This is a genomic window from Nocardia sp. NPDC003345 (assembly GCF_053589395.1).
In genome coordinates this window covers 1-15,691 of sequence record NZ_JBSFRU010000133.1, presented here as the reverse complement: position 1 = coordinate 15,691, position 15,691 = coordinate 1, and the positions used below count along the sequence as shown (strand labels likewise).

Here is a 15,691-nt window from a genome sequence, read left to right as displayed (position 1 = left end):
CTGGCCCTGGTTGCCGCCTTGGCCTTCGTTGCCGCCTTGGCCCTGGTTGCCGCCTTGGCCCTGGTTGCCGCCTTGGCCCTGGTTGCCGCCTTGGCCCTGGTTGCCGCCTTGGCCCTGGTTGCCGCCTTGGCCTTCGTTGCCGCCTTGGCCCTGGTTGCCTCCCTGGCCCTCGTTGCCCCCCTGGCCCTGATTCTCCTCTTGGCCGTCCTCGAAGCCCTGCTGATAGCCGTCGTCGTAGCCGTCCTGGTAGGCCACATCCTCGGGGCTGTTGTTTCCGCCCTGATTGTTGTTGTTCCCGTTGTTGTTGTTATTGCCGTTGTTGTTGCCCGGATCGTTGTTTCCGGGATCGTCGTTGTTGCCCGGCGGTGGCGGTTTCGGTTCGGCGATCGGCCCCTCGATCACCGGCATCTCGCGGAGGGTGTTGCGCATGCCCTCCGCGTAGTGCTTCTCCCACTCCTCGCGATACCGCTGCAGGACGGCCTGCTCCACCGACACGCTGTCGAAGGTGAAGTCCTCCTTCGGCATCGACATCTGGGTGCGGTTCATCCAGTCGGCGCTGTAGTGCATGTTCTCGCTCAGCGAGAACATGGAGTTCCACAGCGGGGCGATCGCGTCGATGTAGTTCCTGGTGGCCGTGCGCGCCTTGTCCGCTGCCTGTCCGAGCCATTTGTTCTGGATGCTCTCGATGGCGGTTTCGAACTTCTCCAGTTCGGCCTTCGTGATCCCCGCGAGTTGCCACCATCGCCGGGATATCCCGGCGAGCACGAAGACGCCCCACGGCAGATTGTCGGCGAGGCCCCGGAAATGCGTGAACCCCAGAGCTGCGCTGTTCTCCAGGCCGACGACATCCGGCGATATGGATTCCTGGCGGCCGAGATAGTTCTGCAACTCGTTGGGTAGCCCCGCCGCGGGTGTGAGCAGGAAGTCGTCCTGTGTCCCGGGCCGGCCCGCATCGGTGGATGTGCCGTCGGGGTAGTGGTTGCGGACGTAGTCGTCCCAGCGGGTGCCGCCGGTGAACAGACTCGGTATCTCCGAGGTCGCCGTGACCGGGACATGGAAGTTCGCGAGCTTGTCGAGGGCGACGTTGTCGAGTTCGGCCGCGTTCTGTTCCTCGGTCCGGCGGTAGTAGAGCCCGGCCTGCACGAACGCGTTCGCCATCTCGGTGCCGATATTGGCGTGATCCTGCAGGACCGTGGACAACCGGTCGGCCCGCTTGTTGTAGATCTCGGCGAGTTTCTGACCCGAGGTCAGGATGCCGCCGGTGAAGTTGCCCAGTTCGTCCATATAGAAATCGTCGATCGCGGCGCGCATGGCCAGCATCTGATCGACCATCCGTTTCGCCGCCTCCGCGCCGGTCACCGCCGCCGCCGGGTCGAAATACAGCAGGTCCTGAGACGCGTCCTGTTTCAGACCGGCCCAGGTGCCCGGCTCTTGAACCATCGGAACTGACCTTCCCTCGGCGACCGGCCGCGCGGTACGCCTGCCAGGATAACCCCCACGGGCGCGCCGAACACGCCTTCGGATTACATCGCAGCACATTTAACTTCCTATGGCGCACAAGTAAATTCGTCGGGATTTCGCCATTGCGGTACCGGTCCCGGGCGTAGTGGCGGCGGCCGGGACGGCCCGGGTTCGACTCGCACTGACCCAAACGGTTCAGACTTCGCCGCCGCGTCCGCACCATGGCTGGCAGCCCAATCACGTTAAGGATCGATGCCATGCCAGGACGCCTGAAGTCACCAGCGCACCGCCGGTCGCTCGGATCGGTGGGGGCGGTGCTGCTCGCCGCCGTCATGTCGCTGGTGTGCGCCTGCGGTACGGGCGGGCAGGCGGCCGAAACCGCCGACGGCCGCACGATCGTGCGGTACCAGGGCTGGTCCGGGGACGTGTTGTTCCACGAACTGGCCGCGGACCTGGGCTACTTCGAGAAGATCCAGCTGGAATGGGTCGGCGACACCACCAGCGGCCCGCAGGACATCCAGTCCGCCGCCACCGGCGAAACGGAGGTGGGTTCGGCCTTCAACGGCGCGGTGGTCAAACTCAACGCGGCCGGGGCGCCCATCACCTCGGTGCTCAGCTCCTACGGGGCGGACGAGGGCGATTACACCGGCTACTACGTTCTCGACGGCAGCCCGATTCGCACCGCGCGCGACCTCATCGGCAAGAAGGTCGGGATGAACACCCTGGGCGCGCACCACGAATTCCTCACCCGGGAATGGCTCGCCCAGCAAGGTCTCACCGCCGAGGAGATCAAGACCGTCCAGCTGATCGTGGTCCCGCCGGTCAACACCGAACAGGCCCTGCGCGAGGGCCAGATCGATGTGGCCACCCTCGGCAGCGTGCAGCGGGAGGTCGCGCTCGAACGGGGTGGTATCCGGGCCCTGTTCACCGACCGCGATCTATTCGGCGCCTTCAGCTACGGCACCTACGTGATGCGTGACGATTTCATCGCCGCCAACCCGGACGCGGTGCGAGATTTCGTGCAGGGCACGGCGCGGGCCGTCCGCTGGACGCAGACCCATCCGCGTGACGAGGTGGTCGGCCGCTTCCTCGACATCATCCATAAGCGTGGTCGCGCCGAGAGCGATAAGGCGATCCGCTACTGGCGCAGTTCCGGCGTCCCGGTACCGGGCGCGGTGATCGCCGAACGCGAATTGCAGATCTGGATCGACTGGCTCGTGCGCAACGGCGAACTCGAGGACGGCGAACTGACGGCCGCCGATCTCTACACCAACGAATACAACCCGTACGCCAACGGGACCTATCCCGCCGAGAGCGGACCCGACGGACAAGCACTGGCTGGTGAGAAATGAGCAATACACCCAAACTCCGCCTGGCACAGGTGACCAAGCAGTTCCCGATCCGGGGGCAGGAAGCCGACCTCACCGCGATCGAGGACATCACCCTGGATCTCGCCGCCGGCGAGTTCCTGGTGCTGGTGGGGCCCAGCGGTTGCGGGAAGTCCACGTTGCTCGACCTGCTCGGCGGACTCTCCACACCGACGTCGGGCCAGATCCTGCTCGACGGTGCACCGATCACGGGTCCGGGCCTGGACCGGGGCATCGTCTTCCAGCAGTACGCCCTGCTACCGTGGCGCACCGCGCGCCGCAATATCGAATTCGGCCTGGAGGCCAAGGGCGTGCCGCGCGCCGAACGCCGGGGCCGTGCCGAGCATTATCTCGAGCTCGTCGGGCTGGCCGGATTCGCCGACCGCTATCCGCACGAATTGTCCGGCGGTATGAAACAGCGGGTCGCCATCGCCCGCAGTCTCGCCTTCGACCCCGAAGTCCTGCTGATGGACGAGCCGTTCGCGGCGCTGGACGCCCAGACCCGGGAATCACTACAGGACGAACTGCTACGTATCTGGGAGCGCACCGGTAAGACGATCCTGTTCATCACCCACGGCATCGACGAGGCGATCTACCTCGGTCAGCGGGTGGCGGTGCTCACCTCGCGTCCCGGCCGGGTGAAAACGGTGGTCGATGTCGATATCGACCGCACCGCCGAGGATGTGCGGTCCAGCGCCGGTTTCCGCGATCTGCGGCACCGGATCTGGTCGCTGTTGCACGACGAGGTGGAGCGGGCCCGGTCGCTCGAACTCGCCGATATCTCCACCACCGAAGAGGTTCAGCATGTCTAGCGCGCTCGCCACCGGCACCCTCGATCACGCCCCCGCGGCCACCGCGCCACCTGCCACTGCCCGGCCCCGGGAGACCGTACCCGGGCCGGCCCGGCGGCTGGGCCACCGCGCGGGCGGTCTGGTCTGGCGGGTGGCCAAACCCTCGTTCGCCATCCTGGCCTTCCTGGCGCTGTGGGAGGCCGCGCCGCGGGCCGGGCTGGTGGACAAGGTGTTCCTGCCGCCCTTCACCGAGGTCGCCCGGACCTTCTTCGAACTGGTGGGCAACGGCCAACTGTGGGAGCACGTGTCCACGAGCCTGTCGCGGGCGCTCACCGGGTTCGTGATCGCCGCGGCGTTCGCGGTACCGCTCGGTGTCGCCATTGCCTGGTACCGGCCGGTGGCCGACTTCCTCAATCCGGTGCTCGAACTGTTCCGCAATACCGCCGCACTGGCGTTGCTCCCGGTATTCGTGCTGATCCTGGGAATCGGAGAGACCTCGAAGGTCGCGCTGGTGATCTACGCGTGCACCTTCCCGATTCTGCTGAACACCATCTCCGGGGTGCGCACGGTTGATCCGTTGCTCATCAAATCGGCGCGGTCACTGGGCTTCTCCCAGATCGCGCTGGTGTACAAGGTGGTTCTTCCCGCTGCCGTGCCGACGATCTTCACCGGACTCCGGATGGCCGCGGCCTCCTCGATCCTGGTTCTGATCGCCGCCGAAATGGTCGGCGCCAAGGCCGGTCTCGGCTATCTGATCACCGCTGCCCAGCTGAATTTCCAGATCCCCGACATGTACGCCGGGATCATCGCGATCGCGCTGGTCGGCCTGGTTTTCAACGCAGTTCTCGTATTCGTGGAACGCCGGCTGTCGCGCTGGCGTGTGGCTCTCTAGACAGGTACCGATGACTCGCCAACTACATCTCAACGCATTCCTCATGGGTGTCGGTCACCATGAGGCGGCCTGGCGGCATCCGCGTACCCGCGCGCACGATGTGCTGTCGGTGGCGCATTTCCAGGAACTCGCGCGGATCGCCGAACGCGGCACCCTGGATTCGGTGTTCTTCGCCGACGGGCTCGCGGTGGGCCCGCGGATCGCGCACAATACGCAGGCGGTTTTCGAGCCGGTCACCCTGCTCACGGCCATGGCGGTGGTCACCGAGCGGATCGGGCTCATCGCCACCGCGTCGACCGGCTACAACGAGCCCTATACGCTCGCCCGGAAATTCGCTTCGCTGGACCGGATCAGCGGCGGCCGGGCGGGCTGGAACATCGTGACCTCCGGAACCGCCGACGAGGCCGCCAACTACGGCTACGACGAGGTCCCCGACCATGCCGGCCGGTACCGCCGGGCGGCGGAATTCGTCGATGTGGTGAACGCGCTCTGGGACTCCTGGGAAGACGACGCGGTGGTCCTGGACGCGGCCACCGGGATCTTCGCCGACCCGTCCAAGGTGCATACGGTGGATCACGCCGGAGAGCGGTTCAAGGTCCGCGGGCCGCTGAACGTTCCGCGATCCGCGCAGGGCCGCCCGCTGCTGGTCCAGGCCGGGTCCTCACCCGACGGGAAGGATTTCGCGGGCCGCTACGCGGAGGCGGTGTTCACCGCACAGCGGTCGATCGCGGATGGACAGGCGTTCTACCGCGAGGTCAAATCGCGGGCGGTGGCCTTCGGCCGCGACGCCGACGAGGTGAAGATCCTGCCCGGTATCGTGCCGTTCATCGCCGAGACGACCGCGGCGGCGAAACAGCTGGAGCAGGAATTCACCGATCTGATCTCACCCGAGTACTCGTTGCGCCAGCTCTCTCAGATGCTCGGAGTCGATCTGACCGGGCACCCGTTGGACGCGCCGTTGCCGCCGCTGCCGCCGATCGAGACGATCCAGGGCAACAAGAGCCGCTACCAGCTGGTCAAGGATCTGGCGAACCGGGAATCACTGACCGTCGGTGAGATCATCGCTGCGCTCGGCGGCGGTCGCGGGCACCGCACGCTCGCCGGTACGCCCGAGCAGATCGCCGACGATCTGCAGGCATGGTTCGAAGCGGGCGCCGCCGACGGGTTCAACATCATGCCGCCGTATCTGCCCGGCGGACTGACCGATTTCGTGGACCGGGTGGTGCCGATCCTGCGGGCGCGGGGGCTTTTCCGGACCGAATACACCGAGACCACCCTGCGCGGTCACTACGGGCTCGGCCGTCATCCCGGCCGGTTCGCGCCGGCGGCGGTGGCCGGGGTCGGTGCCTAGAACGGGCGAACGCGCGCGAGCCGAACTGAACTGTCGCACAGTGCCGCGCACGGCCGGGGCGGAAGAAAAGGTACGCCTAGGACTCCGGGGCAGCCGGGGAGTGGCGCCCGGCCTTGGCGGCGGTGCGTACCAGGTCGAGGAGTTCATCGTCGTCGAGGTCGATACGCCGGGCCGCGGTCACGAGCCGGCGGGCGAGATCGACGACAGCGGCACGGCCGTCGGGCGCGCCCGCGCGCACCGTGGCGCCCCGGCCGCGGCGTAGGTCGATCAGCCCCTCGGCCCGCAACTGCTGGTAGCCGGCCAGGACGGTATGGATGCTGACATCCAGCGAGGCGGCCAGCTCGCGGGCCCCCGGCAGCCGCCCGCCCGCGGCCACCTCACCGTCGGCGATGGCGCGGCGGACGCAGGCGGCGATCTGATCGGCCAGTGGTTCCGATCGCCCCGGGTCGACCCGGATCAACACCGCTCAGGCCTTCCGGTCGACAACACCGGCCAGCACCGCCGCGCCGGTGCCGGCGTCGTCGACCGATACCGCGAAATGCCGGCCCGAGCGCCGGGTCACCACGATGCCGGGCCCGCTGCGCAGCAGTACCGCGGTCGCGCCCGGCACCATCCGGATTCCGTAACCGCCGTACCGGGCGGGGGAGAGGTCCTCGGTGGCGACCGCGCTGATCTCGTCGGGCCGGAGCTGCCACCGCGGCCAGCCGAGCGGCCCGGTCCCGACGGTGAGACCGCGTTGATCCACCACCACCCGGATCACGCCCAGGTGCGCGACCAGTGCGCCCGTCAGCGCCAGCATCACACCGATTCCGGGTTGTGTGACGAACCCGGCCACCACGCCGGCGATCGCCATCGTCATACCGCCCAGCAGCATCCACGGTGAGGAGATCCGGCGGCTCCAGCTCACTCGCTCGGTCGGGCCCAGCGGCAGCGGCCTGGCCGGAGACTGCGCGCTCGGCGCCATCGGTGCCTTCGGCGCGCCGAACCAGCCGCCTACCGCGAACAGCACTCCGATGGCGAGGGCCGACAGCACCGCCAGGCCGGACAGTTCGGCCGCCGCGGCATCCGCGAGGTGAAGGTTGGCGCGGGTACCGAAGAACATGATGGCGCCGGTGAACCCGCCGACACCCCACGAGGCGGCGACCATGAACCGGATCGGGTCCAGCGGGGTCTGTGGTGTGCGCGTCAGTTTGCCGGTCCGTGCGGCCAAGACGATGACCAGGGCGAACAAGATGCCCAGCGCGGTCCCCACGCCGGCGGAGATGAACATGGTCCCGGTCCGGCCGGTGAACCCGTCGGCACCGTGCGCACCGAAATGTGTGGCGATCGGGTCGGGCAGCCGATCGGCTGCGGCGTTCAGCAACAGAATGTTGGGCACGGCGGACAGAACGGGCGGCAATCCGGCCAGGAGTCCGAGCCGGATCGTGCTGGGGGTCGTCATGGGCACCTCCTTGTTATGTTTGAATCATAACAAGTGATTTTGTCGGCGGTGTCGCCGGTCCGGAATCTGTCGGCCGGTACGCGCACAATGACCCGATGGCCTACGACGAAGAACTCGCGGAACGCGTCCGCGACACGGTGGAGCCGGGCGCCGATATCTCCGAACGGAAGATGTTCGGCGGACTGGCCTTCCTGTTCGGCGGGAATATGGGGGTCGCCGTGAGTCGCGAAGGCGGGCTGATGGTCCGGATGGAACCCGCCGAGGCCGCGGCGCTGGTCGACGACCGCCACGTGACGCCGATGGTGATGCAGGGACGCGAACTGGACGGCTGGTTGCGGATAACGGCGGCGGCGATCGCCGGCGATGCGGAATTGGATACCTGGGTCGGCCGCGGGGCGCGATTCGCCCGGTCGCTGCCACCCAAGAAGCCGAAACGCTGAGACGGCCGACGGACCGGATCCGGGCACTACCCGAGGTCGTCGAATACTGCCCGGGGCGCGGTCACCACTGATCGTTGGAATTCAACGCGACCAGCAGCCGCCGGATGGCCGCCACCCGGCGGGTCCGATCCGTGAGTTCGTCGAGCGCGCATTCCGGGTCCGCCGGCGGCCCGAGATGCGTACAGCCGCGCGGGCAGTCCTCGATCGCGTCGGAGAGATCGGTGAAGGCCGCGATCACATCGTCGGGGGTGATATGTGCCAGGCCGAAGGAGCGCACTCCCGGGGTGTCGATCACCCAGCCGCCACCCGGCAGCGCCAGCGCCACCGACTGCGTAGAGGTGTGCTTGCCCTTTCCCACACCCGATACCTCGCCGACGGCTCGCGCGGCATCGGGCACCAACCGGTTCACCAGGGTCGACTTTCCGACCCCGGAATGGCCTAGGAAACAGGTCAGCCGACCGCCGAGCAATGCGAGGGTGTCGTCCAGCGGATCGTCGACCCCGGCATAGACGATCGTGAGATCCAGATCGTGGAACGCCGCGGCGAAATCCGAATCCGCGGCCAGGTCGTGCTTGGTCAGGCACAGTACCGGCGTGAGGCCACCGGCGAAGGCGGCCACCATCGCCCGTTCCACGAACCCGGTGCGGGGCGGGGGATCGGCCAGCGCCACCACGATGAACAACTGCTCGGCATTGCCGACCACCACGCGTTCGAACGGGTCGGTGTCGTCGGCGGTGCGGCGCAGCACGGTGGTCCGCTCGGCCACCCGCACGATACGGGCCAGCGTATCCGCGCGGCCGGACAGGTCGCCCACCACATCCACGCGATCGCCGACCACGATCGGGGTCCGGCCCAGTTCCCGGGCGCGCATCGCGATCAGCGGGCGCTCGGGATCGCCGTCGAGGACACAACCCCAGCGGCCCCGGTCGACCGACACCACCATCGCCGGTTGCGCGTCCCGGTGCTCCGGGCGGGTCTTGGTGCGCGGCCGCGAACTCCGCCCCGGCCGCACCCGCACATCGGATTCGTCGTAGGAGGCGGTGGAGCGGCCGCGCCGGCTCAGTGTGCCGCCCCCGGCTCGGCCGTCGCAGGGTCGAGCATCGACTCCCACAGGGAGACGAAATCGGGCAGGGTCTTGGCGGTGGTGCCGATATCCTCGATCTCGATCCCGGGTACCGCGAGGCCGAGAATGGCTCCCGCCGTGGCCATCCGGTGGTCGGCGTAGGAGTGCCAGCGGCCGCCGTGCAGCGGGGCGGGGCTGATCTCGAGACCGTCCTCGGTCTCGGTGACCTGCCCGCCCAGGCGGTTGATCTCGGTGGACAGCGCGGCGAGCCGGTCGGTCTCGTGACCGCGCAGATGCGCGATCCCGCGCAGCCGCGACTCCGAATCCGCCAGCGCGGCCAGCGCGGCGACGGTGGGGGTCAGTTCGCCCACATCGTGCAGGTCGATATCGATACCGGCCAGCCGGTCGGGGCCGGTGACGGTTAGCGCGCCGTCGTAGAAACCGGCCTCGGCGCCCATCCGCACCAGGATCTCCCGGATCACATCGCCGGCCTGCGTGGTGAGCCGGGGCCAGTGCGGGATGCTCACCCGGCCGCCGGTGATCGCGGCGGCGGCGAGGAACGGGGTGGCGTTGGACAGGTCCGGTTCCACCGTCCAGTCCACCGCGCGGATCGGGCCCGGGGCCACGGTCCAGGTCTGCTCACCGCGGGCGTCGGCGGGGGATTCGACGGTGACATCGGCCCGGCGCAGCATTTCGACGGTCATCTCGATATGCGGCATCGACGGCAGCGCGGTGCCGGAGTGGCGCACGATCACGCCCTCGTCGAAACGCGCGGCCGAGAGCAGCAGACCGGAGACGAACTGGGAGGAGCCCGAGGCGTCGATGGTGATCTCGCCGCCGCGTAGCGAACCGGCGCCGCGCACGGTGAACGGCAGGGCGTCGCCGTCGATATCGGCACCGAGCCCGCGCAGGGCGTCCAGGATGGTGCGCAGCGGGCGGACCCGTGCCGCGATATCGCCGTCGAAGGCGCTGTCGCCGGCGGCGAGGGTCGCGACCGGAGGGACGAACCGCATGACGGTCCCGGCCAGACCGCAGTCGACCCGGCCGGCGGTGAGCGGAGCGGGGGTGACGGCCAGCGTTTCGTCGTCCCCGATGATCTGGGTGCCGAGCGCGCGTAGGGCCGCGATCATCAGGCCGGTGTCACGACTGCGCAGGGCCCCCGTGATGGTGGAGGGCCCGTCGGCGAGCGCGGCCAGGACCAGCGCTCTGTTCGTGATCGATTTGGAGCCGGGCAGGGTGACGGTCGCCTGCACGGGGGCATCGACATGGGGCGCTGGCCAGAAACTCACCCGACCATCTTGGCGCATCGGGGTGACATGCGCGCCGGTGGTGCTCGCAAGTGTGTCGCCGAGCACCACCGGCCGCGTGGTCACGTGTGAACCGGGGCTTACTTGTTCCGGCCGTGCAGCAGCGGCACCATCCGTCGCAGCATCTTCATATTGGCCGCGGTGCGGCTGTAGCTCATCAGCGCCATCCCGGGGATCGCGAACCGCTGGACCGCGATCGAATGCGGGCGCACGAATTCACGCAGGCCGGGCTCGCCGTGGATACGGCCGATACCGGAATCCGCGCTGCCACCGAAGGGCAGGCCGGGGATCGCGGCGAAACCGAGCACAGAGTTCACCGAGGTGGCACCGACCTTGAGCCGGCGCGCGATCTCGAGACCCTGCTTCTTCGAGTACACCGCCGAGGCCAGGCCGAAGGTGGTGTTGTTGGCCAGATCGACGGCCTCGTCGATGTTGTTCACCGTGGTGACGGTGACCGTCGGGCCGAAGGTCTCCTCCTTGACCGCCGCGGAGTCCTCGTCCACGTCGACCAGCACCACCGGCTCGATGAAGGGGCCCTTCACCGATTCCGGCCCACCGAGCAGGGCCTTGCCGCCGCTGGCGATCGCCGCCTCGATATGACGCTTGACGATATCGATCTGGCTGGGCATGGTCATCGGGCCGTAGGCGGCGCCGGCGCCGGAACCGGGCTTGACGTTCTTCAGGATGCGGGTGAGTTCGGCGAGGAACTCCTCCTTGACCGATTTGTCGACGTAGACACGTTCGACACCGGCGCAGGTCTGGCCGCTGTTGGCGGTCGCGCCCCAGGCCACGGCGTCGGCGGCGGCCTTGACATCGGCGTCCGCGGCCACGATCACCGGGTCCTTGCCGCCGCATTCCAGCAGCACCGGGGTGAGGGTATCGGCGGCCGAGGCCATGATCTTCTTGCCGGTGGCGGCGGAACCGGTGAAAGCGATCTTGTCGACACCGGATTTCACCAGCGCGGCGCCCGTCGCGCCGTAGCCGTTGATCGCCACGAATACGCCCTCGGGCAGTTCCGGATTGGCCTCGGAGAACGCCTCGGCCATGAAATTGCCGATACCGGTCGAGAATTCCGACGGCTTGAACACCACGGTGTTACCGGCGGCCAGCGCGTAGGCCAGCGAACCGTTCGGGGTGTATACCGGGTAGTTCCACGGGCCGATCACGCCGATGACGCCGAGCGGGCGGTATTCGATCCGCGCCGCGAAGTTGGCCATCGTGGCGCCCGAGGGCACCTTCTGCGGCGACAGGGTCTTCTTGGCGTGTTTGGCCGCCCACGCGATGTGCTCCAGCGCCAGCATCAGTTCGAGGAAGGCGTCGTCGACCGGTTTACCGTTCTCGGCGTGGATCAGCGCGCAGAATTCGTCGGATTTGGCGACCAGTTTGCTGGACCAGCGCAGCAGGGCCTTCTTACGGCCGTCGAAACCCAGATCTTCCCAGACCGGGGCGGCGGCACGGGCCTTGGCCACGGCGGCGGCGACGGCCGCCTCGTCCGCGATCGGATAGGTGGCCAGCGTCGCGCCGGTGGCCGGATCGACCGAGGTGAGCACCGATTCTTTCTCGGTGGCTTTTTCTGTGGTTGTCACAGGGTCTCCTCTGCGGGAAGTAGGGCGGTAGCTGCGCGCGCGAACGGGCAGTAACCGACCGCCTCGTCCCCGATGAGAGAATGTTAGGGCATAACTCTCAACGCGTCACCCAGTACAAGTCCCATTGTCGTCCACTCGGCGGATATTTGTGTTCATCGGCCGGTAATTGTGCTCATCTGTCGGTATCCGGTGCCAGGATCGAAATATGTGCGGACGATATGCGACCACGACCAACCCCGGACGGCTCGCGGTGGAACTGGACGCGCTGGACGAGACCGAATCCACCCCCGCGACCGGATCCGGCAGTGGCCTACGGGCCGATTCGGGTGCTGCCGCCGAATCCACCGAGGCGAGCGACCGTGACCGGGGGGTGAACTACAACGTCGCGCCGACCACGCAGATCGTCACCGTGGTCGATCGCCACGACCACGACCACCCCGACGGGCCCGCCACCCGCCGGCTCCGGCGGATGCGCTGGGGTTTGATCCCGCACTGGACCAAACCCGCCGAACCCGGGGTGCCGGTCAAGGGGAGGCCGCTGTTCAATGCCCGCGCGGACAAGGCCGCGGGCCTGCCCTCGTTCCGGGACGCGGTGAAATACCGGCGCTGCCTGGTGCCGATGGACGGCTGGTACGAGTGGCTGGTCGAACCCGACCCGGCGGGGCCCGGGAAGGGCAAGAAGCCCAAGGTGATCAAACACCCCTATTTCATGTCGCGCGCCGACGGATCACGCCTGTACATGGCGGGCCTGTGGTCGGTATGGCGAGACCGCTCCCTCGACGACCCGCAACCGCTGCTGTCGTGCACCATCCTCACCACCGACGCGGTCGGGGATCTGACCCGCATCCACGATCGGATGCCGTTGCCGATGCCGGAGGAGAACTGGGCCGCCTGGCTGGACCCGGACCATCCGGCGCCCGCCGGGCTGCTGGAGACACCGAGCGAAGCGCTCGTCGCCGAGATCACCGCGCGGCCGGTGTCACCCCTGGTGAACAGTGTGAAGAACAACGGCCCGGAGCTGCTGGCGCCTGTCGGAGAGGCCGGGGGAGCAGGCCACCCTGCTGTAGCCGTCGCGACACCGCAACCGGGACCCCGGAGCGGATAACCGCTCCGGGTCGTCGCTGCCGTCTCATTTTCCGAGCGGGCAACTCACCGCCTCGGTGGCGATGCTCAGTCCGCATTTGAGCAGGTCGGCGCCGAGGTCTATCACCTCCGACGCCAGTCCGCCGCCCGCGCGTTCGGCGCGTTCGCCCGCTTGTTCCTCGGGCTTCTTCTCGGTGGCGCCGCCGCCTCCGCCCTCACCACCCAGCGGATACTCCGGGGCGGCCGCCGCCACCGGGGCCGTTACGAGCACGGGCCCGGCCAGCAGCGCCGCTGCCGCGGATACGACGAAGAACGCGGTGCGCACGGGTTTGCGCTGGGACATATCGCATCACATCCTCGGATCGGGTCGAACGGTCGATCCCAGTAACGCATACGTTCGCCCGCGACCAGCCGAATTGCCGCCCGGCACGCGGGTGGCGGTCCATTTCCGCCGGCGCTGCGCCGCCATCCCCTACGCGGTGACCGAGGCGGTGACCGCACCGGTGAGCCGGATCAGGTCGCCGGGCGCCACTTCGATCTCCAGACCGCGCCGTCCCGCGCTGCACAGCATCCGATCCCACTCCAGCGCCGATTCGTCCACCACGGTCGGAAGCCGTTTGCGCTGACCCAGCGGCGAGATACCGCCGAGCACATAGCCGGTGGCGCGCTCGGCGGCAGCGCTGTCGGCCATGGTGGCCTTGGGGGCGCCCAGCGCCGCGGCGGCGGCTTTCAGCGCCAGCGTGCGCGGTACCGGCAGCACCGCCACCGCGAGGGATCCGGTGGACAACCGCAACACCAGCGTTTTGAAGATCTGCCCCGGCGCCACACCCAGCCGGGCGGCCAGCGCGTCGACCGCTTCGCTGCCGTAGGAATCCGTGCGCGAATCGTGATCGTAACCGTGGACGGTGTGCTCGGCCCCGGCCGTGACCAGGGCGCGGATCGCCGGTGTGGCGCCTGCTGCCATGGCGCGACCCTACCGCCGCCGGGGTCCGGCCCGGGTCGCGGCGTGACTTTCCCGTGATGGGGAACAGACCGGCCGTTGCCGTAGTTGTACGCGGCAGAACAGCGCATATGCGGGGCGATCCCGCCGGATGCGACACCGCGGAAGCTTAGGAGTGACGGTGCCCGTTCTGCTCGAACAACGCCCGGTCCAGCACGATCCTGCTCCGGTGCGCACGCGGTTCTTCTCCGACTCCACACTGCCGGTAGATTTGGCTGGTAAGCCGATCGAAGGGACACGTGTGACGAGCGAGGACGACGTGGCGACCGGAACCGGCGCCGACGAGCGGCCTGCCGGGCGGCCGGAGACCGAGGCCGAACGGGCCCGGCGGTTCGAGCGGGACGCACTGCCCATGCTGGACCAGTTGTACGGCGCCGCGCTGCGGATGACACGCAATCCCGCCGACGCCGAAGACCTGGTGCAGGAGACCTACGTCAAGGCCTATGCCGGCTTCAAATCCTTCAAAGAGGGCACCAACCTGCGGGCCTGGCTCTACCGCATTCTCACCAACACCTACATCAACTCCTACCGGAAGAAACAGCGCCAGCCCGCGCAGTACCCGACCGACGAGATCACCGACTGGCAGCTCGCGGCCACCGCGGAGCACAGCTCCACCGGTTTGCGCTCGGCGGAGGTCGAAGCGCTGGACGCGCTCCCCGACGACGACATCAAGGCCGCGCTCATCCAGCTGCCCGAAGAGTTCCGGATGGCCGTGTACTACGCCGATGTCGAAGGGTTCCCGTACAAGGAGATCGCCGACATCATGGGCACTCCCATCGGTACGGTGATGTCCCGGCTGCACCGCGGCCGGAAACAACTGAAGGGTTTGCTCGCCGATGTGGCGCGCGAACGAGGTTTCGACCGCACCGCGCCGGGGTCCGGGAATGCCGATACCGCCTCGGCGGTGCGCCAGGAGGTCAAGCAGTGAGCACCGAGCGCGATCCCGATATGGAGCTCGACTGCACGGCGGTACTGGCCGACGTCTGGCTCATGCTCGACGGCGAATGCGACGATCGCACCCGCGAACGCCTCCAGCACCATATGGACCACTGCGCCCCCTGTATCGAGGCCTACGGCATCGAAGAGAAGATCAAGAGCATGCTCAGCCGCAAATGCGGTGGTGACAAGGCCCCCGATGCCCTGCGCGAGCGTCTCACGATCGAGATCCGCCGTTCGGTGACCATCATCTCCGACGACGCCACCGCCGACCCCGGTCGCGGCTGATCCGGCCTCGGCGCCACCGCGCCCGGCACCACCTACGACGAACGGCCCGTACTTCGTTTCGAAGTACGGGCCGTTCGTGGTCTGTGCCGGGCCTGGGCCCGGGCGGCTCAGGCGTTGGGACGCTTGCCGTGATTGGCTGCGTTTCCCTTACGGCTGCGCTTCTTGCGGCCACGCTTACCCATAGGTAGCTCCCTCCTGGGGACAATTCCCGCGACTGCGGGGAGTACATGTTGATCCGGCCCATTCTTTCACGTGTGATTGGCTGTACCGACGGCGGTACAGCGGGCCCCGGCCCCGAGACCGGACGAACCTACCGAACGGGGTGTCATGGCGGAAGAAGTGCGGGCGGAAATGGTGTCCACGGTGCTCACCGTGGAGGTCGCGGTGGGTGATCACGTCACCATCGACCAGACCCTGGTCCTGCTCGAATCCATGAAGATGGAGATCCCCGTCATCACCGAGGTGGGCGGTGCCGTGGCGTCCATCGCCGTCACCCCGGGCCAGGTACTCCAGCAGGGCGACCTGATAGCCGTCATCGACTGAGCCCACGCCCCACCTGCGATCGACTGCCCCCCGCGCCGGCCGCCCACCGCCCGGCGCCGAGTCTTACGAGGCCCTGAAAGGGTTCGGCCCGCGTCTGCTGTCAGGGCTCGAGACTCGCGGCTGCGCCGCCTCGCTTCGAGCC

17 protein-coding genes and 1 pseudogene are annotated in these 15,691 nt (G+C 68.2%); 10 read left to right on the top strand and 8 right to left on the bottom strand.

What is annotated here, in order from left to right:
• The 5 genes and pseudogenes from ACWDU1_RS16440 to ACWDU1_RS16420 all read left to right on the top strand — a co-directional run.
• Positions 1–509: pseudogene (locus ACWDU1_RS16440) on the top strand (hypothetical protein); the annotation flags it as partial.
• 1,284 nt (positions 510–1,793) lie between these two features.
• The gene (locus ACWDU1_RS16435; RefSeq protein ID WP_449999309.1) at positions 1,794–2,813 is read left to right on the top strand and encodes an ABC transporter substrate-binding protein; all 1,020 of its coding nucleotides are present in this window, start codon (positions 1,794–1,796) and stop codon (positions 2,811–2,813) included.
• Entirely contained in the window at positions 2,810–3,640 is an 831-nt protein-coding gene (locus ACWDU1_RS16430; protein ID WP_449999301.1) for an ABC transporter ATP-binding protein, read from the top strand. Before ACWDU1_RS16435 ends, ACWDU1_RS16430 begins: the two co-directional genes overlap by 4 nt.
• On the top strand, positions 3,633–4,511 hold the full coding sequence (locus ACWDU1_RS16425) for an ABC transporter permease (RefSeq protein ID WP_449999299.1): 879 nt from the start codon (positions 3,633–3,635) through the stop codon (positions 4,509–4,511). Before ACWDU1_RS16430 ends, ACWDU1_RS16425 begins: the two co-directional genes overlap by 8 nt.
• Positions 4,512–4,521: 10 nt before the next feature.
• Positions 4,522–5,862: an LLM class flavin-dependent oxidoreductase gene (locus tag ACWDU1_RS16420; protein ID WP_449999297.1), complete on the top strand. Its 1,341-nt coding sequence runs from the start codon at positions 4,522–4,524 to the stop codon at positions 5,860–5,862.
• 76 nt (positions 5,863–5,938) lie between these two features.
• Here ACWDU1_RS16420 and ACWDU1_RS16415 read toward each other — a convergent pair whose 3' ends face one another.
• Positions 5,939–6,325 carry a GntR family transcriptional regulator gene (locus ACWDU1_RS16415; RefSeq protein ID WP_449999296.1) on the bottom strand — a complete coding sequence of 129 codons (387 nt, stop codon included), beginning with the start codon at positions 6,323–6,325 and terminating at the stop codon, positions 5,939–5,941.
• 3 nt (positions 6,326–6,328) lie between these two features.
• Positions 6,329–7,303: a hypothetical protein gene (locus tag ACWDU1_RS16410; RefSeq protein ID WP_449999294.1), complete on the bottom strand. Its 975-nt coding sequence runs from the start codon at positions 7,301–7,303 to the stop codon at positions 6,329–6,331.
• 95 nt (positions 7,304–7,398) lie between these two features.
• Here ACWDU1_RS16410 and ACWDU1_RS16405 point away from each other — a divergent pair, with 95 nt between their 5' ends.
• Positions 7,399–7,743 (top strand): TfoX/Sxy family protein, encoded by a 345-nt coding sequence (locus ACWDU1_RS16405; protein WP_449999293.1) that lies wholly within the window; start codon positions 7,399–7,401, stop codon positions 7,741–7,743.
• Between the two features lie 61 nt (positions 7,744–7,804).
• Here the strand turns inward: ACWDU1_RS16405 and rsgA are convergent, their stop codons facing one another.
• From rsgA to ACWDU1_RS16390, 3 genes are all read right to left on the bottom strand, one after another.
• Positions 7,805–8,806 (bottom strand): ribosome small subunit-dependent GTPase A, encoded by a 1,002-nt coding sequence (gene rsgA / locus ACWDU1_RS16400; RefSeq protein WP_449999307.1) that lies wholly within the window; start codon positions 8,804–8,806, stop codon positions 7,805–7,807.
• On the bottom strand, positions 8,803–10,113 hold the full coding sequence (gene aroA, locus ACWDU1_RS16395; RefSeq protein ID WP_449999305.1) for a 3-phosphoshikimate 1-carboxyvinyltransferase: 1,311 nt from the start codon (positions 10,111–10,113) through the stop codon (positions 8,803–8,805). Before aroA ends, rsgA begins: the two co-directional genes overlap by 4 nt.
• Before the next feature lie 80 nt (positions 10,114–10,193).
• Positions 10,194–11,699 (bottom strand): aldehyde dehydrogenase family protein, encoded by a 1,506-nt coding sequence (locus tag ACWDU1_RS16390; protein WP_449999292.1) that lies wholly within the window; start codon positions 11,697–11,699, stop codon positions 10,194–10,196.
• A gap of 205 nt (positions 11,700–11,904) precedes the next feature.
• On the opposite strand from ACWDU1_RS16390, the gene ACWDU1_RS16385 reads away from it, so the two are divergent.
• Positions 11,905–12,804 (top strand): SOS response-associated peptidase, encoded by a 900-nt coding sequence (locus ACWDU1_RS16385; RefSeq protein ID WP_449999291.1) that lies wholly within the window; start codon positions 11,905–11,907, stop codon positions 12,802–12,804.
• 24 nt (positions 12,805–12,828) lie between these two features.
• On the opposite strand, the gene ACWDU1_RS16380 is transcribed toward ACWDU1_RS16385, so the two are convergent.
• Together ACWDU1_RS16380 and ybaK are read right to left on the bottom strand one after the other, a co-directional pair.
• Entirely contained in the window at positions 12,829–13,125 is a 297-nt protein-coding gene (locus ACWDU1_RS16380) for a hypothetical protein (RefSeq protein ID WP_449999290.1), read from the bottom strand.
• A gap of 129 nt (positions 13,126–13,254) precedes the next feature.
• On the bottom strand, positions 13,255–13,746 hold the full coding sequence (ybaK, locus tag ACWDU1_RS16375; RefSeq protein WP_449999288.1) for a Cys-tRNA(Pro) deacylase: 492 nt from the start codon (positions 13,744–13,746) through the stop codon (positions 13,255–13,257).
• A 277-nt stretch (positions 13,747–14,023) separates the two neighbouring features.
• Between ybaK and ACWDU1_RS16370 the strand changes: the two genes are divergently transcribed.
• Together ACWDU1_RS16370 and rsrA are read left to right on the top strand one after the other, a co-directional pair.
• Positions 14,024–14,710 carry a sigma-70 family RNA polymerase sigma factor gene (locus ACWDU1_RS16370; RefSeq protein WP_449999286.1) on the top strand — a complete coding sequence of 229 codons (687 nt, stop codon included), beginning with the start codon at positions 14,024–14,026 and terminating at the stop codon, positions 14,708–14,710.
• 20 nt (positions 14,711–14,730) lie between these two features.
• Complete coding sequence (gene rsrA / locus ACWDU1_RS16365; RefSeq protein WP_449999303.1) at positions 14,731–15,006, top strand: mycothiol system anti-sigma-R factor; 276 nt, start codon at positions 14,731–14,733, stop codon at positions 15,004–15,006.
• Between the two features lie 107 nt (positions 15,007–15,113).
• Here the strand turns inward: rsrA and ACWDU1_RS16360 are convergent, their stop codons facing one another.
• A complete protein-coding gene (locus ACWDU1_RS16360; RefSeq protein ID WP_022597109.1) occupies positions 15,114–15,188 on the bottom strand; it encodes a 50S ribosomal protein bL37 in 75 nt (24 codons plus the stop codon).
• A gap of 145 nt (positions 15,189–15,333) precedes the next feature.
• On the opposite strand from ACWDU1_RS16360, the gene ACWDU1_RS16355 reads away from it, so the two are divergent.
• Positions 15,334–15,549, top strand: a complete 216-nt coding sequence (locus ACWDU1_RS16355) for a biotin/lipoyl-binding carrier protein (protein ID WP_449999285.1) — start codon at positions 15,334–15,336, stop codon at positions 15,547–15,549.
• Positions 15,550–15,691: the final 142 nt, after the last annotated feature.